Here is a 23,434-nt window from a genome sequence, read left to right on the forward strand (position 1 = left end):
CTCCCCTTAGCCGTTGGTGCGCACGACGTTGCCGTCACGGCACATCAGGCACGCGGCGACGATGTCGTCTTCAAGGTTGAGGTGGAACTTGCCTTCGCCGTCGATAACCAGCTTGAGGAAGTCCAGCAAATTGCGTGCGTACAGCGCCGACGCATCGGCTGGCACCATGGCCGCCAGGTTGCTGTGGCCGACGATGGTCACGCCATGCTTGATCACCACCTGCTCGGCTTCAGTCAGCGGGCAGTTGCCGCCTTGTGCCGCCGCGAGGTCAATGATCACCGAGCCAGGCTTCATTTCCGCCACGGTGGCGGCATGCAGCAAGGTTGGCGCTTTGCGGCCGGGGATCAGAGCGGTGGTGATGACGATATCGGCCTGCTTGGCCTTCTCGTGCACGGCCTTGGCCTGACGCTCCATCCACGAAGCCGGCATTGGCCGAGCGTAGCCGCCCACGCCTTGGGCGCATTCGCGCTCTTCATCGGTCTCGAACGGCACATCGACGAACTTGGCGCCGAGCGATTCGATCTGCTCTTTAACCGCCGGACGCACGTCCGAGGCCTCGATCACCGCACCCAGGCGTTTGGCAGTAGCGATGGCCTGCAAACCGGCCACACCGGCACCCAAAATCAGGATGCGCGCCGCCTTAACAGTACCGGCGGCGGTCATCAGCATCGGCATAAAGCGCGGGTAGTGATGCGCGGCCAGCAGCACAGACTTATAGCCGGCGATGTTGGCTTGTGAGCTGAGCACATCCAGGCTCTGCGCGCGGGAGGTGCGCGGCGCGGCCTCCAAGGCAAACGCGGTGATGCCACGGCTGTTCAGGCGCGCGATGGTTTCGTTGCAGAACGGGCTGAGCATGCCAACCAATACCGCACCCGCCTTCATATGGGCCAATTCAGCGTCGCTTGGGGCAACCACTTTCAGCACCAGATCGGCCGCAAATGCCGCCGTGTCGCTGCCAATGGCAGCGCCGGCCGCTTCATAGGCGCTGTCTGGAATGCTGGCGCTAACGCCAGCACCGCTCTGTACAGTCACCTGATGACCTTGGCCAATCAGCTTCTTGATGGTTTCGGGAGTTGCGGCAACGCGCGTCTCACCAGCATGGGTTTCGAGAGGGACACCGATGTGCACTTCAATTCTCCTGCGTGATCTTTTTGGTGAACCGGCGCGCTGCGGATGGCGCGCGGGCATTAGGGAGGATCAGCACAATCCCGCGCCAAAGTGGCGGGCGCGGCATTTTGCAGGCGAACGGCAGACCATTCAAGAAGTTATGGAGTAAGAAAATTGCATTACTACAAGTTATAGGGCCATGACTACTTTTCATACCGACCACAAGCCCCGTGCTTTCTGGCCTAAGCCTTGATTCCCGGCCCTTGTAGAGAGAAAAGCCATACGCAAGGTGGATGACGGCTGATCGAATCGTCTGATGTGTAGAAGGTTGCGAACGCGCTGTAAAAAATAGCCTACACACTAGAGCCTATAGGCGTTTGCGGCTTTTTGAGCCGTTATTCTGTGTAGTTAATGAATACCGTCACTACCTAACGGGTAAACCAGCGCAGCCGCGCGGCCCTGTTGGTACTTATGCCTAGATTTAGCCCCGGCGCAGAGCGCCTGTTGCGAATTAGTGCTTATTGATCGCGGTACTGCGCCGCCTCGCTCACCAACCAGTCACGAAACGCAGCGAGCGCCGCCGACTCCACCTTACGCTCCGGCACGATCAGGTAATAAGCGCGGCCGTTATCCGGTAAAGGCTTATCGAAGGCGATGACCAGCCGCCCCTCATCCAGCTCACGGCGGATTAGAAACGGCGGGATCAGCGCCACCCCCATCTCGTGCATGGCCGCTTGCGCCAGCATCGAGAACAGCTCATAACGCGGCCCGGCCATATCCCGTGCGGTGCTCAACCCTTGGCCGTTAAACCATTGGCGCCACGCGTAAGGCCGGGTGGTTTGTTGCAGCAGCGGCAGGTCGGTAATCTGCTCGACGCTGAGCGCGGTTTGCCCGCCGAGCAGCGCCGGGCTGCACACCGGCATCGGGTTTTCGCCCATCAGCAAATGGGCTTGGGTGCCGGACCATTCGCCATCACCGACATGCACCGCCGCATCGAACTCAGTATCGGCAAACAAAAAAGGTCGCGTGCGGTTGGTCAGGTTAACGGTGATTTGCGGGTGCAAGCGCTGAAAATCTTTCAGGCGCGGTAGCAGCCATTGCGTACCAAACGTTGGCACCACTGCCAGCTCGATGCTCATCGCACCCTGCTGGCCCATCACCGCCAAGGTATCGCGCTCCACTGCATCGAGTTGGCCGGCGACCCGGCGCGCGTAGGACTGCCCGGCTTCAGTGAGCAGCACGCCACGCCGTGAACGGCGAAACAACTCAATATTAAGGAAGGCCTCCAACCCGGCGATCTGCCGGCAGATCGCGCCTTGGGTCAAACTCAGCTCCTGCGCAGCCTTGGTGAAACTTTGGTGCCGCGCGGCAGACTCAAAGGCGATTAGGGCCGCGGTGCTGGGGATTTTTCGACGCATCTGTGCAGCGCTCTCACTTTCATCGGGTAAATGGGCCGGTTAAAACTATCTCGAAGTGAGTGTTTTGCACAGCAGCTTGCATATTACTCGTTTGCGGGCCCGGCGGAAGCCGCCTAGGATCAGCCCATCGCTCTTCCTTCAAGAGCCCACACACGTTGACCGAGGGTTTCGCTTATGGCCGGCAAGGCAAGCTTCAACTGGATCGACCCGCTGTTGCTGGACCAGCAGCTGACTGAAGAAGAGCGCATGGTGCGTGACAGCGCCCAGCAGTTCGCGGCTGACAAGCTCAAGCCACGGGTGATTGAAGCCTTCCGCCACGAGCAAACCGACCCGAAAATTTTCCGCGAGATGGGCGAAACCGGCCTGCTCGGCGCCACCATCCCTGAACAATACGGCGGCAGCGGCCTGAACTATGTGTGTTACGGCCTGATCGCCCGTGAAGTGGAGCGTGTCGACTCCGGCTATCGCTCGATGATGAGCGTGCAGTCTTCCTTGGTAATGGTGCCCATCAACGAATTTGGCAACGAAGCGACCAAGCAGAAGTATCTGCCCAAACTGGCCAGCGGCGAATACATCGGCTGCTTCGGCCTGACTGAACCAGACCATGGCTCCGACCCAGGCAGCATGATCACCCGTGCTAAGAAGGTCGACGGCGGCTATCGCCTGACCGGGGCCAAGATGTGGATCACCAACAGCCCAATTGCCGATGTGTTTGTGGTGTGGGCCAAAGATGATGCTGGTGAGATTCGTGGTTTCGTTCTGGAGAAAGGCTGGCAAGGCCTGAGCACCCCAACGATTCACGGCAAGGTTGGTTTGCGCGCCTCTGTGACCGGCGAAATCGTGATGGACAACGTGTTCTGCCCAGAAGAAAACTCCTTCCCGGATGTACGCGGCCTGAAAGGCCCGTTCACCTGCCTCAACTCCGCCCGTTATGGCATCAGCTGGGGCGCACTGGGCGCTGCCGAAGACTGCTGGCACACCGCTCGCCAGTACACCTTGGACCGCAAACAGTTTGGTCGCCCTTTGGCGGCTAATCAGCTGATTCAGAAGAAGCTGGCCGACATGCAAACCGAAATCACCTTAGCCCTACAAGGCTGCCTGCGCCTCGGCCGGATGAAGGATGAAGGTACAGCGGCGGTGGAAATCACCTCAATCATGAAGCGCAACAGCTGCGGCAAAGCGCTGGATGTAGCGCGTCTGGCCCGCGACATGCTCGGCGGCAACGGTATCAGCGACGAGTTCGGCGTGGCCCGTCATCTGGTCAATCTGGAAGTGGTGAACACCTATGAAGGCACCCACGACGTCCACGCGCTGATCCTTGGCCGTGCGCAGACCGGCATTCAGGCGTTCTTCTAGAATCGGTTGAATATCTGCTGCGCTTGGTAATGCTGCGTTGAAAACAGGTTCGGAATGCTCATTGACTGCAGTCAACTCCGCTTCCTCACCTGTTTTCGCCTTGCCTGACCTGCGCTCGCGACGATCTTAAACCGATTCACACCCTTTCATTCTTTACGAGGCTCACCATGCCCGGTGCCCTGTCGCACATCCGTGTTCTCGACCTGTCCCGCGTGCTCGCCGGGCCGTGGGCGGGGCAGATTTTTGGTGATTTAGGTGCCGAGGTGATTAAAGTCGAGCGCCCAGGCAGCGGCGATGACACCCGTCACTGGGGCCCGCCCTACGTGAAGGATGCCGCGGGCAATGACTCGCGCGAGGCGGCCTACTTCCAGAGCGCCAACCGCAACAAACAATCGGTCACGGTGGATTTCACCCAACTCGAAGGCCAGCGCTTAGTGCGCGAGCTGGTGCAGAACTGCGATGTACTGCTGGAAAATTTTAAGGTCGGCGGTCTTGCCGCGTATGGCCTTGATTACGACACCCTTAAGGCTCTTAACCCACGACTGATCTACTGCTCCATTACCGGTTTCGGCCAAGACGGTCCTTACGCTAAACGCGCCGGTTATGACTTTATGATCCAAGGCCTCGGCGGGCTGATGAGCCTGACCGGCAAACCCGACGGCGAAGAAGGTGCCGGTCCAATGAAAGTCGGCGTCGCCCTTACCGATATTCTCACCGGCCTGTATGCCACGGTCGGCGTGCTGGCGGCGCTCAATCAGCGTGAGCAATCGGGGCTTGGCCAACACATTGATGTGGCATTGCTGGATGTGCAGGTAGCCTGCTTGGCCAACCAAGCGATGAATTACCTCAACACCGGCGAATCGCCGCAACGCTTGGGCAACGCCCACCCCAATATCGTGCCTTATCAGGATTTCCCCTCAGCCGATGGCAACTTCATCATTGCGGTGGGTAACGATGGGCAGTTCCGCAAACTCTGCGAAGTGGCCGGCCTTACGGCGCTGGCTGACGACCCACGCTTTGCCAGCAACAAAGCCCGCGTTGCTCATCGCGCCGAACTGATCCCGTTGCTGCGCCAAGCCACGGTGTTTAAAAGCACCGCCGACTGGGTGGCGCTGTTAGAAGCTGCCGGCGTGCCGTGTGGGCCGATCAATGATCTGGCCCAGGTATTTGCCGACCCTCAAGTTGTGGCGCGTGGCCTGCGTATTGATCTGCCCAACAGCTTGGGCAGCACCACGCCGCAAGTGGCCAGCCCGCTGCGTTTATCCGCGACGCCGGTCACTTACCGCAACGCGCCACCGCTCCTGGGCGAACACACCGAGCAGGTGCTGAGTCGGCATCTGGGCCTAAGCCCAGAACAGATCAGCACCCTGCGCGAAGCCGGCGTGCTTTAAGCCACGCAGCACGGCATAGACTGCTTAGGCATATGCTGCTGCGCGGCCAAGCGCAGCACATAACTTAACTTAAGCAATGCCGGGCCGACGATGGTCAGGCTGTGTGCTGCCACCTGACTGCCGATGCTCAGGTGTGCCGCCAACACATACGCGCCCAGCACCCCACTTATCAGCAGCACTAGCCCAGCCCAAAGCATGTGCTGCGCCAGTTGCAAGGCCCGCTGTGGGCATGAAAATAAGCTCAACATGGTGACCTCCCCAATTGCCGCATTAACTTCAGCTGTCCAGCGCGCTGGCCGGACCGAAGAATTCGTAATGGCTTTGCGCCGCCGGCACACCGAGGTGCTGCAGGTGCCGTTTGACCTGCGCCATAAACGGCTTAGGACCTAGAAAATACGCATCCAAATCGCGCTGCTCCGGCAGCCATTGCTCCAAGTGCTGCACGCTGAGCAAGCCTTCGCCATCGCCTGCATCACCGGCGCGAGGCTCGCTGTAGCAAACGTAATGGCGCACGTGTGGGCGTTCGCTGCGCTGCGCCTCGACCCAATCACGGAAGGCATGCACACCGGCGTGCCGCGCACAGTGGATAAAGTGGATAGCGCGGCCACTGTCGCGCGCCGCTTCCAGCATGCTCAGCGCCGGCGTAATACCGACGCCAGCACTGATCAGCACCAGCGGCTTGTTTGACTCACGCAAGACAAAATCACCAGCCGGGGCGAACAGCTCCAAGCTGTCACCGACATGCAGGTGGTCGTGCAGATAGGTCGACACCTTGCCGCCCGCTTCGCGCTTAACGCTGATGCGGTATTCACGGCCATTACTCAGGGCTGACAGCGAGTAATTGCGGCGCTGCTCTTCACCGTCTAAAAGCAAACACAGGCCGATATATTGGCCGGGCTGGAAATCCACCACCGTGCCACCGTCAACCGGGGCCAGATAGAGTGAGACGATCTCCTCGCTCTCCACCACTTTGCGACTCAAGCGGAATTCCCGCGCGCCGCGCCAGCCGCCTTCGGCACTAGCGTTAGTGACATAGGCGGCCTCTTCAGCGCCTATCAAGATGTCCGCCAGCTGCCCATAGGCCACCGCCCAAGCGTCAATTACCGCATCGGTGGCAATCTCAGCGCCCAGCACCTCGCGAATAGCACGCAACAAGCAGCTGCCCACAATCGGGTAATGCTCAGGCAGGATCTGCAGTGACACATGCTTATTGACGATCTGCCCGACCAAAGGCCCCAGCGCTTCAAGCCGATCGATGTGCCGGGCATACATCAACACCGCATTGGCCAGCGCACGCTGCTGGCCACCACTGGCCTGGTGCGCCTGGTTGAACAGGACACGCACCTCGGGGTACTCGCCGAGCATCAGCGCATAAAAATGCCGTGTCAGCGCTTCGCCGCCGCTTTCCAGTAACGGCACAGTGGCTTTAATCAGAGCAGTTTGTTCGGGGGTCAACATGCAAGCTTCCTCATTCGGGCGACGCGCTGTACTTGCGCAGCGGTTCGGTTCATATCACCCTGACTATTACAGGAAGCGTGCCAATTATTTTATTCATATAAATCATAGACTTAAAAATACTAGTGTCTTTATGACAGCGAGCGTTTTGAGTCTTAATGACAACTAACGTGTCCTTATGACAGCAAATCCACTGCTCACCGCCCTGATCCCATTGGTCGCCGACCTGTCCCGTGAGCTGCCGGAAGCCGAGCGCTACCGGCGCTTGCTGCAGGCGTTACGGCAACTGCTGCCGTGTGACGCCGTTGCCCTGCTCAAACTGGAGGGCGACACGCTGGTGCCGCTGGCGGTCGAGGGCTTAAGCATCGACACCCTTGGTCGGCGCTTTAAGCTCAGCGAGCAACCGCGCTTTCAAGCGCTGCTGGCGCAACGCGGGCCCACCCGTTTTGCCACCGACTGCGACATGCCCGACCCCTATGACGGCTTGGTCGATGGCCACCGCGGCCACCTGCCCGTGCACGACTGCCTGGGTTGCCCGCTGTATGTGCAGGAGCAACCCTGGGGCCTGTTAACCCTCGACGCCCTTGACCCCGCCAGCTTCGGTAAGGTTGATTTGGACAACCTGCACGCCTTCGCCAGCCTGGCGGCCGCTACGGTGATGGCCAGCGAACGGATCAGCGCCCTGCTGCAAAACGCCGAAGACCAGCAACAACTGGCCGAAGCCTATAAACAGGCTGCCGGCCAGCAACGCCCGCGCGAACTGATCGGCCAGAGTGCGGCGTACAAACAACTGCTGCAGGAAATCACCCTGGTGGGTAACAGCGAGCTGAATGTGCTGATCAGCGGCGAAACCGGGGTGGGCAAAGAGTTGGTCGCCGAAGCGTTGCACGCCCACTCACCGCGCGCCGGCAAACCGTTGATCAGCCTTAACTGCGCCGCGCTACCCGACAACTTGGTGGAGAGTGAACTGTTCGGCCACGTGCGCGGCGCCTTTACTGGCGCGCACAACGAGCGCCGGGGCAAATTCGAGCTAGCTGATGGCGGCAGTTTGTTTCTTGATGAAGTCGGCGAACTGCCGCTCGCCGTTCAAGCCAAACTGCTGCGTGTACTGCAAAGCGGCCAACTGCAACGCGTGGGCGCTGACCAAGAGCGACGGGTCAATGTGCGGGTACTGGCCGCGAGCAACCGCGACCTCGCCGAAGAAGTGCGCGTCGGACGCTTTCGCGCGGACCTTTACCATCGCCTCAGTGTTTACCCGCTCAAAGTGCCGGCACTGCGCGAACGCGGCCGCGATGTGCTGTTGCTGGCTGGCTACTTCCTCGAAGAAAACCGCGCGCGCTTGGGCCTGCGTAGCCTGCGCCTGACCCACGCTGCGCAGGCCAGCCTGCAAAGCTATCAATGGCCAGGCAACGTGCGCGAACTGGAGCACTTGGTCAGCCGTGCCGCACTCAAGGCCTTAGCCGGCCACAGTGTGCGGCCGCGCATACTCAGCATCGACAGTGCACACCTTGACCTGCCGCCAGCAGCCATGCGCATTGCCCAAGCGCCGCCGGCCACAGTTGCGCCACCCAGCCATGTGCCGCTGCGCGAAGCCGTCGATGCTTATCAAAAACAGCTGATCAGCCAGGCCCTTAGCCGCCATCACTACCAGTGGGCTGCTGCCGCCCGTGAGCTGGGGATCGACCGCGCTAACTTGATCCGCCTGGCTAAACGCCTGGGGCTGGAGGTGCGAGCGTAAATCAATCTGCCGACTCGCACGGCCACTGCGATCTGACTATGCTTGCCCTGTCCAACGTCCACGTCAGCCCACGTCGCCCCATAGACAAAAGTAATTTGCCGCCTTCCCATCAGTAGTAGCTAATGGCCACCGCTTAAACGCTCTTAGGACAATCTCCATGGCCGATAACGCCGACACAGACCGCATCAAAGTCGAGGCAGCTAAGCTGACCATCGGCATGTATGTGGTGGAGCTGGATCGCCCATGGACGGACACCACCTTTCTTTTTCAAGGCTTTCGCATTCGCCAGCAGCAGGAAATCCGCCTGCTGCAAGAAGTTTGCAGTTACGCCTGGGTCGACGCTCGTCGCTCCATCGGCGTGGGTGACCAGCTGGCGGAAAACATCGCCCATCCCAACAGCCTGCAGCCGGTGATTGCCAAGGTCGATTTCAACCTAGAAATTAACCAAGCCGCCCCCGTTTGGCATAGCGCACGGGAAGAATCCCTGCGTATTTTGCAAGCGGTCAAACTGGGGCAGGAGCTGGACGTCAGCGCGGTCAAAGCGGTGATCAAAGAGTGCGTTGACAGCATTTTGCGCAACCCGGCCGCGATGCTCTGGCTGGCGCGCATCAAGAACAGCGACGAATACACTGCCGAACATTCGCTGCGGGTGTCCATCCTCTCGATTGCCTTGGCCAAAGAGTTGGGCCTGCCCACCTACCAGCTGGAGCAGATCGGTGTGTGCGGCATGCTCCATGATGTTGGCAAGATCAAGGTGCCCAACGAGATCCTCAACAAGCCTGGCGCACTCACCGTCGATGAGCTGCGCATCATGCAGAGCCACGCCGATGAAGGGCGCAAACTGCTGATGAGCAACCAACAGATCACGCCCGCCACGGTCGACGTCGCCTACTCGCACCACGAGCGCTTAGATGGCAAGGGCTACCCGCGCGGTTTGGTTGCCAGCAAAATCCCCTACTTCGCGAAAATTATTGCTGTGGCCGACAGCTATGACGCCATCAACAGTGACCGCGTGTACAGCAAAGGTAAGTCCAGCCTCGAAGCGCTGCGCATCCTGCTTGACGCCACCGAGAGTCATTTTGATGAGGCCATAGTCGGCTGTTTTATCCGCATGGTCGGCATCTACCCGCCTGGGGAAATCGTCGAACTGAGCAACGGCGACGTTGGCATCATCATCGGCTGCCCGCCGGGCAACAAGCTCAAACCAAGGATCTTGCGGGTGCTGGACGCACAGAAACAGCCTTGCAAGGAAAGCGTCATCGACCTCGCCAGCGCCGCTCGCGACCCCAGCGGCAAACCTTATCGCATCCAAGAAGTGCACAGCAGCGGAGCCTTCGGCGTGCATATCGACACCTACCGCAGCAAAGGCTTGATCATCCCCACGCATCTTTAAATGCCTCTGCGCTGCAACGCTCATGCACTGAATGGCCCCGCTTGCTTTTATCCAGCGGGTTAACCACGCCTAAAGCACGGCATAACGCCCTTGTTCTCAACGCCTAAATCTAACGGCTGGCTGGGTCGCGTAAAGCCGTCGCTACTTATGCTTTTTAAATCTATAGATAGAACTGAATAATAGTTACACTGATCCTTAAATAAATACCCCTCGGGGTATCTTGAGGAGACCGTCATGCACGCCAACGTCGAAGCATTTTTTGACCCTGCCACGTTCACCTACAGCTACGTAGTAACCGACCCCAGTAGCCAACGCTGCGCCATTATTGATTCAGTGTTGGACTACGACCCGGCTTCCGGGCGCACCTCCTTTGCCAGCGCTGATCGGCTGATCGCGTTTGTTAAAGCGCATGATTTAAAGGTGGATTGGCTGCTGGAAACTCACGTGCATGCCGACCATCTCTCGGCTGCGCCCTACCTGCAGCGTGAACTGGGTGGCCAGTTGGCGATTGGTGAACACATCACCGTGGTGCAAGACACCTTCGGCAAGTTGTTCAACGCCGGCTCCGAGTTCGCCACCGATGGCCGTCAGTTCGACCGTCTATTTAAAGATGGCGACACCTTCCAAATAGGCAACATAGCCGCCCAAGCCATGCATACCCCGGGGCACACGCCCGCCTGCATGACCTACCTGATCGGCGATGCCGGCTTTGTCGGTGACACCCTGTTTATGCCGGATTACGGCACGGCGCGTTGCGACTTCCCCGGCGGCGATGCGCGCACCTTGTTCCAATCCATTCGCAAGCTGTTCACCTTACCGGGTAACACTCGCCTGTTTATGTGCCACGACTACAAGGCGCCGGGGCGCGATGATTTCCGCAACCAAACCACTGTTGCCGAAGAGCGCGCACACAATGTCCATGTGCATGAAGGCATTGATGAGGCCAGCTTTGTCGCCATGCGCAGCAGCCGTGATGCGACGCTGGGCATGCCCACGCTGATTCTGCCGGCGGTGCAAATAAACATGCGCGCAGGGCAACTGCCGCCCGCCGAAGACAACGGTACGCGCTACTTGAAAATCCCCCTCGACGTGCTCTGAGGTACTGACCATGGATGCGCTAAAACACCTGAGCCCGTTTATCGCCGTCGCTGGGCAGTTGCAACCTGCGGACATGGGCACCCTGGCCGCTGCCGGCTTTCGCAGCGTGATCAATAACCGCCCCGACGGAGAAGGTGAAGGCCAACCCAGCTCAGCCGAGATGCAGACGGCGGCGCTGGCGAGTGGCCTTGAATACTTCTTCCTGCCAGTAACGGCGGGACAGATTAGCGATGAACAGGTTGTGGCTTTTACCGAGCTGCTCAACCACGTACGCGGCCCGGTGCTGGCGTTCTGCCGCACCGGCACACGCTCCACCACACTGTGGGCGCTGAGTGAAGCGCACCACCTAGACCCGCAAGCGCTGCTTAAGACTGCGCAAAACAACGGCTATGACCTCAGCGGCCTAGCCCCACGCCTAGAGCAGCGTTGGCAGAGTGCGCCAGCCACCACTGCGCAACGCAGTATGCCGCCCACCCAGCGTTATGACGTGGTGGTAGTTGGCGGTGGTGCCGCGGGTTGCGCGGTGACGGCCAGCCTGCTGCGGCGCGATCCGCACTTACGTATCGCCATAATCGAGCCCAGTGAACATCACTATTACCAGCCGGGCTGGACGCTGGTTGGCGCCGGTATTTTTGACCGCGCCCGCACCGAACGACCCATGGCCCGTTGTATTCCCCAAGGTGCGCACTGGATTCGCGCCGCAGTGGCCGGCTTTGAGCCCGAGCAGCAATGTGCGGTACTCGAAGACGGAAACCGGATTGGCTACCGCGCCCTGATTGTCTGCCCCGGTTTAAGCCTGCATTGGGATGCCATCGAAGGCCTCAAAGAGACGCTGGGGCATAACGGTGTCACCTCCAACTACCAATTTGAGCTGGCGCCTTACACTTGGCAGCTGGTGCAAAACTTACGCAAAGGCCGCGCCCTATTTACCCAGCCGCCAATGCCGATCAAGTGCGCCGGCGCGCCGCAGAAGGCGCTGTACCTGTCGTGTGACTGGTGGCAGAAACACGGCGTATTGCCTGACATTGATGTCGAGTTTTGCACTGCCGGTGCGGTGTTATTTGGTGTGCCGACCTTCGTTCCGCCGCTGATGAAGTACATCGAACGCTACAACGCCCAGCTTCACTTCAACACTACCCTGACGGCGGTTGACGGCCCGGCGCGCAAGGCATGGTTTAAACAGGTTGATACGGCAGGCAACAGCCAAACGATCGAAAAAACCTTCGACATGCTGCACGCCGTGCCGTCCCAACGCGCGCCTGAGTTTATTCGCCAAAGCTCGCTGGCCAATGCCGAAGGCTGGGTTGAAGCAGACGCTGAAACCCTGCGCCATCCGCGCTTCGGCAATATCTTCAGCTTGGGTGACGTGTGTGCATCACCCAACGCTAAAACGGCTGCAGCTGTGCGCAAGCAGGCCCCAGTGGTCGCGGAAAATGTGATCTCCATGCTCGCAGGCAAAGGCCCACGCGCGCTGTACGACGGTTACGGCTCATGCCCGCTGACGGTTGAGCGCGGCAAAGTGGTGCTGGCGGAGTTTGGCTACGGCGGCAAGCTGCTGCCGACCTTCCCGCTGGACCCCGCCATACCGCGCCGCTTGGCTTGGGAACTGAAAGTTAAGCTGATGCCCAGCATCTACTTCGACATGATGCTGCACGGCCGTGAATGGCTGGCCGCGCCCAAACGTTTGCAGCATGAACCCGCTGCCGTACAAGCATCAGCGGCCTGTGATTTTGGAAAGGATCAGGCCAAATGAAACTGAGCCGCTGGCTGCCCTGCCTCGAGTGGGGGCGCCGCTATGACCGCAGCAGCGCGGCCCAAGACGGCTTAGCCGCGCTGATCGTAACGCTGATGCTAATACCGCAGAGCCTGGCCTACGCCATGCTGGCCGGTTTGCCGCCGGTGACGGGCCTGTATGCGAGCATCTTACCGCTGCTGGCCTACGCCATTTTTGGCTCCAGCCGCACCTTGGCGGTAGGCCCAGTGGCGGTGGTGTCGCTGATGACCGCAGCGGCGCTTGCGCCACTGTTCCCTGCGGGCAGCGAAGCGTATATCGGCGCGGCGATGCTGCTGGCGCTGCTGTCTGGGCTGCTGCTCAGTAGCATGGCGATGTTGCGGCTGGGCTTTTTAGCGAATTTTCTCAGCCACCCTGTCGTGTCTGGTTTTATCAGTGCCTCCGGTATCCTTATCGCCGTGGGTCAGCTTAAGCACCTGTTGGGCATCAGCGCCTCGGGTGAGAGCCTGCGGCAGATAATCCCGCAGCTGTGGCTAGGGCTGCCGAGTGCGCACTGGCAAACCGTGCTAATCGGTGTGTTCAGCCTTATCTGGCTGTGGTGGGCGCGGGCGCGCCTAAAACCTGTTCTGCAACGGCTGGGGCTGTCTGTGCAAATGGCGGGCAACTTAGCCAAAGCCGGTCCGGTGCTGGCGATTATTGCCGCCATTGTTGCGGTGTCGCTGCTGCAGCTGGAGCGCGCCGGGGTGAAAGTAGTCGGGGTCATCCCGCAGGGTTTACCGGGGCTGATGCTGCCCACGCTGGATATCACGTTAGCCATGCAACTGTTGCCCGCCGCGTTGCTGATCAGCTTGGTGGGGTTTGTTGAGTCGGTGTCGGTGGGCCAGACGCTCGCGGCAAAACGCCGCCAACGTATCGAGCCCAATAATGAATTACTCGGCCTGGGTACAGCCAACCTTAGCGCAGCCTTTAGCGGTGGCTTCCCGGTCACCGGTGGTTTTTCTCGCTCGGTGGTCAACTATGACGCTGGCGCGCAAACCCCTATGGCTGGGGTGTTTACCGCCGTGGGTATCGGCCTCAGCGTCATGCTGCTGACCCCGCTGCTGCATAACCTGCCGCAAGCCGTATTGGCCGCCACAATCATCGTCGCGGTGCTGAGCTTGGTTGATCTCGGCTCGCTGAGTCGCACATGGCGCTACTCGCGTCCTGATGGTGTCGCGCAACTCGCGACGATTATCGGTGTGCTGTTGATTGGCGTTGAGGCCGGCATCCTGATCGGCGTCGGCCTCTCGCTGTTGCTGTTTCTCTGGCGCACCAGCCAGCCGCACATGGCGGTCGTCGGCCAGGTGCCAGGCAGCGAGCACTTTCGCAATATCGAGCGCTTTGCCGTTATCGAGTCGCCCAACGTGCTGTCGCTGCGGGTCGATGAAAGCCTGTACTTCCCCAACGCCCGCTACCTGGAAGATCGGATTAGCGAGCTGATCGCTAACCGACCCCACGTGCGCCATTTGGTGCTGATGTGTTCGGGCGTCAACCTGATTGACGCCAGCGCCCTTGATTCGCTGGAGGCGGTTGTTGAGCGCCTAAAAACCGCCAATATTCAATTGCACCTGTCCGAAGTTAAAGGCCCAGTGATGGATCAGCTGCGTCGCTCCAGCTTTCTCCAGCACTTTGGTGGCCAGGTGTTTATCAGCCAGTTCGAGGCCCTGAAAACGCTAGCGCCGCAGCTTACTCAGCAAACCTTACTGCCGGGCAATCTGCGCGCCAACACCCACCCCCATGCCTAAGGACATTCTGATGAAAACTGCCCATGACTTGGTGACCGCCGCTAAAACGCGTATCCATGAAATTAACCTGCAGGACGCCGACGCTGCCATTAGCGAAGCTGACCTGTTGATCGACGTGCGCGAAACCGATGAGTTTCACGCTGGGCACATCCCCGGCGCCATCAACATCCCCCGTGGCCTGCTGGAATTCAAACTGAGCAATCAACCCGAGCTGGCGCAACGCGACCAGAAGCTAGTGCTCTATTGCAAAACCAGCGGCCGCGCGGCATTGGCTGCCTGCTCATTAAAAGACATGGGCTACCTGCACGTGCTTTCGATAGAAGGTGGCTTCGACGCGTGGAGCGCCGCTAACAAAGCCATCGACACCCCGCAACTGCCTGCATTCGATTAGGGACATTGGCCTACTGCTGGACGCTTAACTGTCCGTAAAGCCGCTGCCTGTAGCTGAGTACCTGCAGCGGTTTTCTGCATCTCACGCCGAAAAGGATTCACCGGTTATGCCCACAGAAATCACCGTCGACGTTGCGATTATTGGTGCCGGTACAGCCGGGCTTTATGCACTGCGCGAGGTGCGGCGAGCCGGGCGAAGTTTTGTCCTTATCGACCACGGCCCGCTCGGCACCACCTGCGCCAGAGTGGGTTGCATGCCCTCCAAGTTGGCGCTGCATGCAGCCGATCTGTGGCATTCACGTCTGGCCATGCCGGCCATCGGCGTGGCGAATAGCGAGGCGCTGCAGCTTGATAACGCCATCACTTGGGCGGCCCTGCGTGAGCAGCGTGATTTCTTCTCTAACAGCGCCGCTAACAAGGCCCGCGCCGCGGCGGGCAAACAGCTGATCGAGGGTCGCGCACGCTTTCTTGAACCCACCTTGCTGGAGGTTGAAGGTGCTGAAGGTAAGCACGTCATCCGCGCAGGCGCGGTGATTATCGCCACCGGCTCACGCCCGTTTATCCCCGACTGGCTGGCCCCGTTTGCAGAGCGGATTGTCACCACGGACACGCTGTTTGAGCTGGCAGAATTGCCGGCACGCATCGGAGTGTTGGGTTTGGGCGCGCTGGGTCTAGAAATGGGTCTGGCGCTCAGCCGGCTCGGCATTGAGGTCACAGCGGCTGGCGGTTCAAGCCTGGCCGGTATTGATGACCCACAGGTGGCCGCCCGTGCAGTCGAGGTTTTCTCGCAAGAGATGCCAATTTGGCTCGGCCAACCCGCCCGCGTTGAGCGTGCAGAGCAAGGGCTGGTGCTGCGCTCAGGTGAACGCTGCGCAACGGTTGACCTGCTGCTGGTGGCAACCGGCCGGCGCGCGAACACCGATGGTCTGAATCTGCAGGCGGCCGGTTTTACCCTGCAAGAACGTGGCGAACCGCTGTTCGAACCGGCCACGCTGCAGCTGGGCGATTGGCCGGTGTACATCGCCGGTGACGCTAACGGGCAGCGCGCGTTGATGCACGAAGCGGCTGACGAAGGCGCGATAGCCGGCTATAACGCATCGCGGACCACTCCCACGCGCTTCCGGCAAAAAACTTCGCTGTCCATCGCCTTCGCTAAACCCGATGTCGCGGCCATTGGTAAACGCTTGAGCGAGCTAGACCCCAGCCGGATTATCGTGGGCAGTGCGTCGGGTGAAGCCAATGGCCGTTTGCGCATCGTGGGCGGTGAACGCAGCCTGCTGAACGTTTACGCCGATAGCACCAGCGGTTTACTGCTAGGCGCCTCGCTTCTCAGCATCGACGGCGAACACGTGGCGCATCAATTAGCGTGGGCCATCCAGCGCGGTGAAACGGCGCAAAGCCTGCTGCAAATGCCGTTTTACCACCCGGTGGTGGAAGAGTTGCTGGCCACCGCGCTGAAAGAAATCGGCAAACACTTCCCCGACCCTCAAGGGCTGCCCCTCGGGTTGGTAGCCGAAGAGTGAAGCGTCACGGAAGCTTTGCCAGCCTTGGCGTGCGCAACTGTTTAGCCGTCAGGTGTACTTGGTGAAGATGGCCCTGACTTGCGCCAGCTTCTCTTGGTTACTGTGGTCCGGGGTGAGAATGGCTTCTTCAGCCAGGCAAATCAGCATTTCCTGATAAGCCTTATCCAAGGCCTTACGGGCGGCGCTGAATTGCTGGGCGATGGACTCGCATTCATCGCCGCGCTTGATCATGGCTTGAATGCCACGCACCTGGCCCTCGACGCGGGCCAAACGCTTGAGCAGGGAATCGCGGTGTTGTAACTGGGTTAGTTCAGTCATTCTCAACGTCTACAGTTCGGCGCAAAGTGAAGGCGCCGCGTAATTCACCCAAGGCAAATCCACGCGCCTGATCCTGCGGGTAGCGTACATCAATCACCGCCGCCAGAGACGGCTCAACGTTCTTGCCGTGGCAGGCTAAGCACGGCTCGCCAGTGGCAATGGCCTTCATCATGCGAAACTCGCCGCCGACTATTTCAGCATGGCTGAGTTCAGCGATGGGCTCACCGGCGGCGGCACGCTGGGCAAATTGTTCAAGCACCTGCGTTTCCCAGGCATCAGCGGTGTTCGCCGGGTTACGTACCTTGAGTGAGGTACGGCCCACTTTCCAAGGGTGTTGGCTGTGCTGCACAGCAATCTCCGGGGCCAGTAATTGACACGCCTCCACCGCCTTAACCGGCCCGCCGGACTCCATCGCAGACTTGACGGTAGACATCAAATGCTGCCCGAAAGGCGGTATTAGCGCTGCACCCTCTGCCTTGAGCGCCTGAAAATCTTCGGCATAAGCCGCCGTGCTCAACGAACCTAAAAGAACTGCCGTAGTCAATCGCATACCGCCTCCACATAAACACGTACCCTACATACCCATGGGAGTATAGCTTCGACTTGAGAAAAACACCCAGCGCGAATGCAGATGGTTGTGTATGGCGTTGCCTCTGGCTAGGCATGTCGTCGCGCTGTAACCACGGCTGATACCTGCGTATTTACTGGCCCAACGCAGTCATCACTCAACGTTCGCATGCAAATCATCGGTTTTTTATCCGTCTAACGTAGCGTCTAAAACATGGCAGCAAGAAGGTTGATGGCGACGGTGCGGCATTTCGCCCACATACCCCCTAGGGTGTTCTCGGTTAAGCTTCATCTTGCCGAAAAAGCCATGCGCTTAGCCGGCTTTTCAGTCAGTTCGAAACACAGGATCGACTCAGATGGAATTAGACCCGCTCTTCCTCTCGCGACTGCAATTTGCCTTTGTGGTCTGCTTTCACGCCATCTTCCCGGTGTTCACCATCGGCTTGGCCTCATTCATCGCCTTTCTTGAAACCATGGCTTTCCGAACGGGTGATCTCGTTTGGGTAAGGCTGTCGAAGTTCTGGACGCAGGTGTTTGCCGTGGTGTTCGGCATGGGGGTGGTGTCGGGCATCGTCATGGCCTTCCAGTTCGGTACCAACTGGAGCAACTTCTCCTACGCGGCGTCAAACTTCCTCGGCCCAGTGCTGAGTTATGAAGTGATCACCGCGTTCTTCCTTGAAGCGGCGTTCCTCGGTGTGCTGCTGTTTGGTCGCGACAAAGTACCGCCGGGCGTGCACCTGTTGGCTGCCTGCATGGTGGCGCTGGGCACCTTTATTTCCTCGTTCTGGATTCTCTCAGCAAACAGCTGGATGCAGACACCGGTAGGCACGGAGCTGCGCGACGGCATGATTCATGTCACCTCGTGGTCAGAGGCGCTGTTTAACCCCTCCTTCCCCTACCGCTTCCTGCACATGGGCTTGGCCTCGTTCCTCACCGGCGCATTTGTGGTGGCCGGCGTCAGCGCTTGGTACTTGCTGCGCAAGCGTGAAGTGGAGTTGAACCGCAAAGCACTGTCGGTCAGCCTGTGGATGATCATGATTATTGCCCCGACCCAAGCGGTGGTGGGCGACTTCCACGGCCTCAACACCCTTGAACACCAACCGATCAAAGTGGCGGCGATGGAGGGTAATTGGGAGCGTGGTTCGGGTGTACCGCTGCTGCTGTTCGCCTGGCCCGACCAAGACGCGCAGGCCAATCGGTTTGAAATCGGCATTCCAAATCTGGCTAGCTTTGTCCTGACCCATGATTGGCAGGGCGAGCTACCGGGCGTCACCGACGTGCCTCGTGAAGAGCAGCCAACCGTGTGGATCGTGTTCTGGGCGTTCCGGGTAATGGTTGCCATCGGTTTGCTGATGATCGCCTTTGGCCTCACCGGGCTGGTGTTGCGCCGCGGTGGCCGCTACTGGCAAACGCCGTGGTTCCTAAATGGCATGCGCTGGATGAGCGTCACCCCCTTCCTGGCCGTGCTGGCGGGTTGGATAGTGACTGAAGCGGGGCGTGCGCCATGGCTGATTTACGGGGTGATGACCCACGCTCAGGGACTGACGCCGTCACTCACCGGCGGCATGGCGCTGTTTACCCTGATTGGTTACATGCTGGTGTACGCCGCCGTGTTTAGCGCCGGTCTGTATTACCTGTTCCGCGTGTTGCAGGACGGCCTTGAAGAAGACTTAAGCGCCGAGGAAACCCACGAAGTGGAGCGGGCAGCACGTCCGCTGTCGGCAACCCATGTACGTCTAGAACAGGGAGGCAATTAAAATGGTGCCTTTTGACCTTTCGCTTATTTGGGCTGGGATTATTGCCTTCGGCATCATCATGTACGTGTTGATGGACGGCTTCGATCTGGGTGTGGGCATTCTCTTCCCCTTCGCCCCAGACGAGCCGGCCCGCGATGTGATGATGAACTCAGTGGCACCAGTCTGGGACGGTAACGAGACCTGGCTGGTACTGGGCGGTACTGGGCTGCTGGCGGCTTTCCCGCTGGTTTACTCAGTGCTGCTGCCGGCCATGTACATCGGCGTATTCCTGCTGCTGGCAGGGCTGATTTTTCGCGGTGTAGCCTTTGAGTTTCGCTTTAAAGCCAACACCTCACGCTACCTGTGGAACTGGGCCTTCGCGGGCGGCTCGATTCTCGCCTCCTTTGCTCAAGGGGCGGTGGTCGGCGCGTATATCCAAGGCTTCAACACCGAGGGCATGGTGTATGTCGGCGGCCCGTTGGATTGGCTGACGCCCTTTACCGTCCTCACCGGCATCGGCTTGCTGGCCGGTTATGCCCTGCTCGGTTGCACGTGGTTGATCATGAAGTCCGAAGGCTACATTCAGGATTGGGCCTTCAAGCTGGCACCAAAACTGTTGGCGGCGGTGTTGGTGGTGTTTGTTGCCATCAGCGTCTGGACACCCTCGGTCGACCCGAATGCCTATGCCCGCTGGTTCTCCTCGATTAGCCTGATCTGGGCCTTCCCGATCTTGGCTGGACTGTGCGCGCTGCAGATTTTCCGTAGCCTGCTCAAGCGTCGTGAAGCCATGCCGTTTATGGCCACCATGGGCCTGTTTATCTTCACCTACCTAGGGTTGTTGATGACCAAATGGCCCTACATCATCCCGCCTAACCACACCATCTGGGACGCTGCCTCGGCGCCTGAGTCGCAATTGTTCCTGCTATTGGGCCTGCTGTTTGTCATCCCCATCGTGCTGACCTACACCGCGTGGACGTACTGGGTGTTCCGCGGCAAAGTGAGGGTCGGTGCAGGCTATCACTGACACACGGCGTAAACAGCGCAGCCGCCAGTGGCTGGCCCGCCGCCAGCGCGCGGTAAGGCCTTTGCTGTTGGCGGCGGTGGCGGCCGGGCTGGTGGGGGCGGTGGCGATCATTGCCCAATTAGGCTTGATGGCGTGGTTGATCCACGCTCTGCTGATCAACGCAGCATCGCCTGCCAGCCTCTTGCCGGTCATGCTCGGGCTGGTGCTGGCGGTGGTTATCCGTGTGCTGGCCCAAGGCGCGCAAGAGCGCCTCGGCCAGCATGCCAGCGCCACCATTCGCCAACAGGTGCGGGTCGAGTTAAGCGCCTTGTGGGCCACGCTTGGGCCGGTGCGTTTGGCTGAGCTGCCCAGCGCCAGTTTGACCAACCAGTGGGTTGAGCAGGTGGATGCGCTGGATGGCTTTTACGCCCGCTACTTGCCACAACAATGGTTAGCCCTGTTGGTGCCCTTGATGATGCTGGCGGTGGTGATTTATCTCGATTGGCTGGCGGCGATTTTCCTGCTGTTAGCCGCGCCACTGATCCCACTCTTTATGGCCCTGGTGGGCATGCAGGCCGAACGCATCAGTCAGCGCCACGTGCTGCAAGCCGGGCGCATGGCTGGACAATTTCTCGACCGGGTGCGCAACCTCACCAGCTTGCAGTTATTTGGTCAGGTCGGCCGCTCAATCAGTCGTATCGAAGAGGCCACTCAGGCTTACCGTAAGGTGACGATGGAGACGCTGCGGGTGGCGTTTCTCTCGTCGGCAGTGCTGGAGTTTTTTGCTTCAGTGGCCATTGCGGTGGTGGCCATGTACATCGGCTTTGGCTTGCTCGGCTATATCAGCTACGGCCCATCGCCTGCGCTGAGCCTGTTTAGTGGCTTGTTTATCCTGCTGCTGGCACCGGAGTTCTTCCAACCGCTGCGCAGCTTGGCTCAGCATTATCACGACCGGGCAGCGGCGCTGGCAGCGGCGGATGCACTGGCGGAGCTGGAAGCGCTGGGCAGCAGCATCCCTGAGCAACCTACGCCAAGCGCGCAACCGCTAAGCGGCGACGCCCAAAGCATCACCGTGCAGAATCTGCAGCTTGGCTATGCCGGGCGCGGCTTAATCCTGCGTGGCGTAAACCTGAACATTCAGGCCGGTGAAGTGGTTGCTCTGGTCGGCCCTTCCGGGTCGGGCAAATCGAGCCTGCTGCATGGCTTAGCCGGTTTTATCCAGCCAGATGCCGGCCATATCAGCCTGTTTGGCCGGCCACCCGGTGAACAAGCACTGGCCTGGATGGGCCAGCGGCCGTTTCTGATTAAGGGCAGTTGGGCCGATAACCTGCGCCTCACGGCGCCGCATGCAGACGCGGCCGCCATGCAGCGGGCGTTGGCGGCGGTGGGCTTGAGTAAGCTGCTGGCTGCTCAACCACAGGGCCTCGACAGCCTGCTGGACGAAGGCGGTCGCGGACTTTCCGGCGGCCAAGCGCAGCGTTTGGCGTTAGCGCGGGTGTGGCTGAGCGACGCCGCCTTGGTGCTGCTGGATGAACCCACCGCCAGCTTGGATGAAGAGAGCGAAGCCGACGTGGTCGAAGCCTTACAGGCGCTGGCTGCGGCCGGTCGAACCGTAATCATCGCCACCCACCACCCAGCCCTGATGCACATGGCTGATCGCGTTGTACGCCTGAGCGATGGAGCATTGGTCGATGACTGAGTTATTGCCCTGGCTGCGCGATATGCGCCATTGGCGCGGTCGCCTGCTAGTCGGCGCATTGCTGATGCTGCTAACTGTGCTCAGCGCCATCGGCTTGCTGGCCTTATCAGGGTGGTTTATTACCGCCACCGGCGTCACCGCATTGCTCTGGGCAGCGGGGCAAAAGGTGTTTTTTGATATTTATGTGCCGGGCAGCGGCATCCGTTTTTTTGCCCTGTCGCGCACGGTGGCGCGCTATGCCGAGCGGGTGTTTAACCACAACACCGTGCTTGGGTTGCTGGCCGACCTGCGCGTACGTCACTTCAGCGCCTTGGCACAACTGGACGGCGCCACCCTGGGGCGGCTGCGCGCAGCCCAGTGGCTCAACCGCCTGACCGCCGATATTGATGCGCTGGATACGCTCTACTTGCGCCTGCTGGCCCCACCGGCCGTGGCTTTACTGGCGATTGTGCTGGTGTGCGGGCTGGTCGCGCTGTTTCACCCGATGCTGGCACTGGTGTTGCTGTTGCTTCTGTTGGCGCTGTTGCTGCTGGTAACCGCCGGCATGGCCGCCGCCGGTTTGCGCTTGAGTGCTAACCGTGTCGAGCAGTTGGACGGTTTGCGCGTGCAGTGCATCGAGCAACTGCAAGGCTTGGCTGAGCTGTCTGCTGCCGGCAGCCTGACCGTGCATCAGCACGCCCTGCTTAGCCGCAGCCAACAGTTATTGACTGAGCAACTGAGCTTGCAAGGCCGTTTGGTGCTGTTGCAAACGCTGGGATTATTCGGCGTATTGGGGGCCAGCCTACTCGGCCTGTTTGCCGGCGTATTCGCCTACCAGCAGGGGCTGCTCAGCGGGCCGCTGATGGTGATGATCGCCTTGGCGCTGATGGGCCTTAACGAAGCCTTTAGCGCGTTACCCGCCGCCTTCGCCCAGTGGGGTGCAACCTGCGCCGCCGCCGCCCGGCTGAACCAACAGGTGGCGATGGCTGCACGCTTACCCCGCGCAACAACGCCGCTACCGGTGCCTGCGGTCATGGCCCTGAGTTGGCAGGCGGTAAACGTGGCGCATGCCGGTATTCGCCAACTGAATGTGCACATCGCACCCGGTGAGCGGTTGGCGCTGGTTGGCCCCTCCGGCTGCGGCAAATCAACCTTGGCGGCGCTGGCTGCCCGCCTGATCGACCCCGACAGCGGTGAGGTGTGCGTGGCGGATGTGGCGTTACCGACGCTGGACCTCGACGCGTGGCGCAGCCAGTTGGCTTACCTGACCCAAGAAACCGAACTGCTGCATGGCAGCATCGCCGACAACCTGTTGCTCGGCCAGCCCGATGCCAGCGATGAGCAACTGTGGTGGGCACTGGCCATGGTCGACCTCGCCGACACAGTGGAAGGCACGGCCAACGGCCTGAATACCTGGGTGGGCGAAACCGGTAAACAGCTTTCTGGCGGCGAAGGTCGGCGCTTGGCACTGGCGCGCGTACTGCTGCGTAACGCGCCGCTGGTGATACTCGATGAACCCTTCTCCGGGCTTGATCTGGCCACCCGCGAACGCATCAAACCGGGCATTGATGCATGGCTACAGGGCCGCACCGTGTTGCTGCTGGGCCATAGCGCGCACGCACTGCCCACGGCCGATCGCCTGCTCAGCTGGGGCAACGTGCAACAGCCCTAGTTCGCAGCTGATCGCCTTGCTGAGTGCGGGTTGGCATAAGGCAGTAAAGGCGCGCGACTTAGTGGGAGACCACTG

General features: G+C 60.1%; 19 protein-coding genes. 13 read left to right on the top strand and 6 right to left on the bottom strand.

What is annotated here, in order from left to right:
- Positions 1 to 6: 6 nt before the first annotated feature.
- Together WF513_RS16825 and WF513_RS16830 are read right to left on the bottom strand one after the other, a co-directional pair.
- A complete protein-coding gene (locus WF513_RS16825; protein WP_339080551.1) occupies positions 7 to 1,128 on the bottom strand; it encodes a Re/Si-specific NAD(P)(+) transhydrogenase subunit alpha in 1,122 nt (373 codons plus the stop codon).
- 497 nt (positions 1,129 to 1,625) lie between these two features.
- Positions 1,626 to 2,525 (bottom strand): LysR family transcriptional regulator, encoded by a 900-nt coding sequence (locus tag WF513_RS16830; RefSeq protein ID WP_339080552.1) that lies wholly within the window; start codon positions 2,523 to 2,525, stop codon positions 1,626 to 1,628.
- A gap of 174 nt (positions 2,526 to 2,699) precedes the next feature.
- On the opposite strand from WF513_RS16830, the gene WF513_RS16835 reads away from it, so the two are divergent.
- Both WF513_RS16835 and WF513_RS16840 read left to right on the top strand, forming a co-directional pair.
- Positions 2,700 to 3,881 carry an acyl-CoA dehydrogenase gene (locus WF513_RS16835; protein WP_339080553.1) on the top strand — a complete coding sequence of 394 codons (1,182 nt, stop codon included), beginning with the start codon at positions 2,700 to 2,702 and terminating at the stop codon, positions 3,879 to 3,881.
- A 167-nt stretch (positions 3,882 to 4,048) separates the two neighbouring features.
- Complete coding sequence (locus WF513_RS16840) at positions 4,049 to 5,272, top strand: CaiB/BaiF CoA-transferase family protein (protein WP_339080554.1); 1,224 nt, start codon at positions 4,049 to 4,051, stop codon at positions 5,270 to 5,272.
- Here the strand turns inward: WF513_RS16840 and WF513_RS16845 are convergent.
- Together WF513_RS16845 and hmpA are read right to left on the bottom strand one after the other, a co-directional pair.
- Positions 5,269 to 5,520 carry a transmembrane sensor/regulator PpyR gene (locus WF513_RS16845; RefSeq protein WP_339080556.1) on the bottom strand — a complete coding sequence of 84 codons (252 nt, stop codon included), beginning with the start codon at positions 5,518 to 5,520 and terminating at the stop codon, positions 5,269 to 5,271. The two genes, WF513_RS16840 and WF513_RS16845, sit on opposite strands and share 4 nt — an antisense overlap.
- Positions 5,521 to 5,548: 28 nt before the next feature.
- Positions 5,549 to 6,730 carry an NO-inducible flavohemoprotein gene (gene hmpA / locus WF513_RS16850; RefSeq protein WP_339080559.1) on the bottom strand — a complete coding sequence of 394 codons (1,182 nt, stop codon included), beginning with the start codon at positions 6,728 to 6,730 and terminating at the stop codon, positions 5,549 to 5,551.
- 175 nt (positions 6,731 to 6,905) lie between these two features.
- Here hmpA and norR point away from each other — a divergent pair, with 175 nt between their 5' ends.
- The 7 genes from norR to WF513_RS16885 all read left to right on the top strand — a co-directional run bounded on the left by norR (position 6,906) and on the right by WF513_RS16885 (position 16,385).
- The gene (norR, locus tag WF513_RS16855) at positions 6,906 to 8,465 is read left to right on the top strand and encodes a nitric oxide reductase transcriptional regulator NorR (RefSeq protein WP_339080561.1); all 1,560 of its coding nucleotides are present in this window, start codon (positions 6,906 to 6,908) and stop codon (positions 8,463 to 8,465) included.
- 157 nt (positions 8,466 to 8,622) lie between these two features.
- Positions 8,623 to 9,858 (top strand): HD-GYP domain-containing protein, encoded by a 1,236-nt coding sequence (locus WF513_RS16860; RefSeq protein ID WP_339080562.1) that lies wholly within the window; start codon positions 8,623 to 8,625, stop codon positions 9,856 to 9,858.
- A gap of 234 nt (positions 9,859 to 10,092) precedes the next feature.
- Complete coding sequence (locus tag WF513_RS16865; RefSeq protein WP_339080564.1) at positions 10,093 to 10,956, top strand: MBL fold metallo-hydrolase; 864 nt, start codon at positions 10,093 to 10,095, stop codon at positions 10,954 to 10,956.
- 10 nt (positions 10,957 to 10,966) lie between these two features.
- Positions 10,967 to 12,709 carry a bifunctional protein tyrosine phosphatase family protein/NAD(P)/FAD-dependent oxidoreductase gene (locus tag WF513_RS16870; protein WP_339080565.1) on the top strand — a complete coding sequence of 581 codons (1,743 nt, stop codon included), beginning with the start codon at positions 10,967 to 10,969 and terminating at the stop codon, positions 12,707 to 12,709.
- Positions 12,706 to 14,472 carry a sulfate permease gene (gene sulP / locus WF513_RS16875; protein WP_339080566.1) on the top strand — a complete coding sequence of 589 codons (1,767 nt, stop codon included), beginning with the start codon at positions 12,706 to 12,708 and terminating at the stop codon, positions 14,470 to 14,472. The genes WF513_RS16870 and sulP overlap by 4 nt, the downstream gene beginning before the upstream one ends.
- Positions 14,473 to 14,482: 10 nt before the next feature.
- On the top strand, positions 14,483 to 14,863 hold the full coding sequence (locus WF513_RS16880; protein ID WP_339080568.1) for a rhodanese-like domain-containing protein: 381 nt from the start codon (positions 14,483 to 14,485) through the stop codon (positions 14,861 to 14,863).
- A 106-nt stretch (positions 14,864 to 14,969) separates the two neighbouring features.
- A complete protein-coding gene (locus WF513_RS16885) occupies positions 14,970 to 16,385 on the top strand; it encodes a dihydrolipoyl dehydrogenase (protein ID WP_339080569.1) in 1,416 nt (471 codons plus the stop codon).
- Positions 16,386 to 16,433: 48 nt separating this feature from the next.
- On the opposite strand, the gene WF513_RS16890 is transcribed toward WF513_RS16885, so the two are convergent.
- The gene (locus WF513_RS16890) at positions 16,434 to 16,703 is read right to left on the bottom strand and encodes a metal-sensing transcriptional repressor (RefSeq protein WP_339080570.1); all 270 of its coding nucleotides are present in this window, start codon (positions 16,701 to 16,703) and stop codon (positions 16,434 to 16,436) included.
- Entirely contained in the window at positions 16,696 to 17,253 is a 558-nt protein-coding gene (locus tag WF513_RS16895) for a DUF3365 domain-containing protein (protein WP_339080571.1), read from the bottom strand. The genes WF513_RS16890 and WF513_RS16895 overlap by 8 nt, the downstream gene beginning before the upstream one ends.
- A gap of 373 nt (positions 17,254 to 17,626) precedes the next feature.
- On the opposite strand from WF513_RS16895, the gene WF513_RS16900 reads away from it, so the two are divergent.
- From WF513_RS16900 to cydC, 4 genes are read left to right on the top strand one after another with little or no spacing between them, the layout of a single operon-like run.
- A complete protein-coding gene (locus tag WF513_RS16900; protein ID WP_339080572.1) occupies positions 17,627 to 19,027 on the top strand; it encodes a cytochrome ubiquinol oxidase subunit I in 1,401 nt (466 codons plus the stop codon).
- A 1-nt stretch (position 19,028) separates the two neighbouring features.
- Positions 19,029 to 20,030 (top strand): cytochrome d ubiquinol oxidase subunit II, encoded by a 1,002-nt coding sequence (gene cydB / locus WF513_RS16905; protein ID WP_339080574.1) that lies wholly within the window; start codon positions 19,029 to 19,031, stop codon positions 20,028 to 20,030.
- Complete coding sequence (gene cydD / locus WF513_RS16910) at positions 20,014 to 21,708, top strand: thiol reductant ABC exporter subunit CydD (protein ID WP_339080575.1); 1,695 nt, start codon at positions 20,014 to 20,016, stop codon at positions 21,706 to 21,708. Before cydB ends, cydD begins: the two co-directional genes overlap by 17 nt.
- A complete protein-coding gene (cydC, locus tag WF513_RS16915) occupies positions 21,701 to 23,359 on the top strand; it encodes a thiol reductant ABC exporter subunit CydC (protein WP_339080576.1) in 1,659 nt (552 codons plus the stop codon). Before cydD ends, cydC begins: the two co-directional genes overlap by 8 nt.
- The last annotated feature ends 75 nt before the right edge of the window (positions 23,360 to 23,434 follow it).

This window comes from Pseudomonas sp. TMP9, assembly GCF_037943105.1.
Taxonomy (GTDB): domain Bacteria; phylum Pseudomonadota; class Gammaproteobacteria; order Pseudomonadales; family Pseudomonadaceae; genus Aquipseudomonas.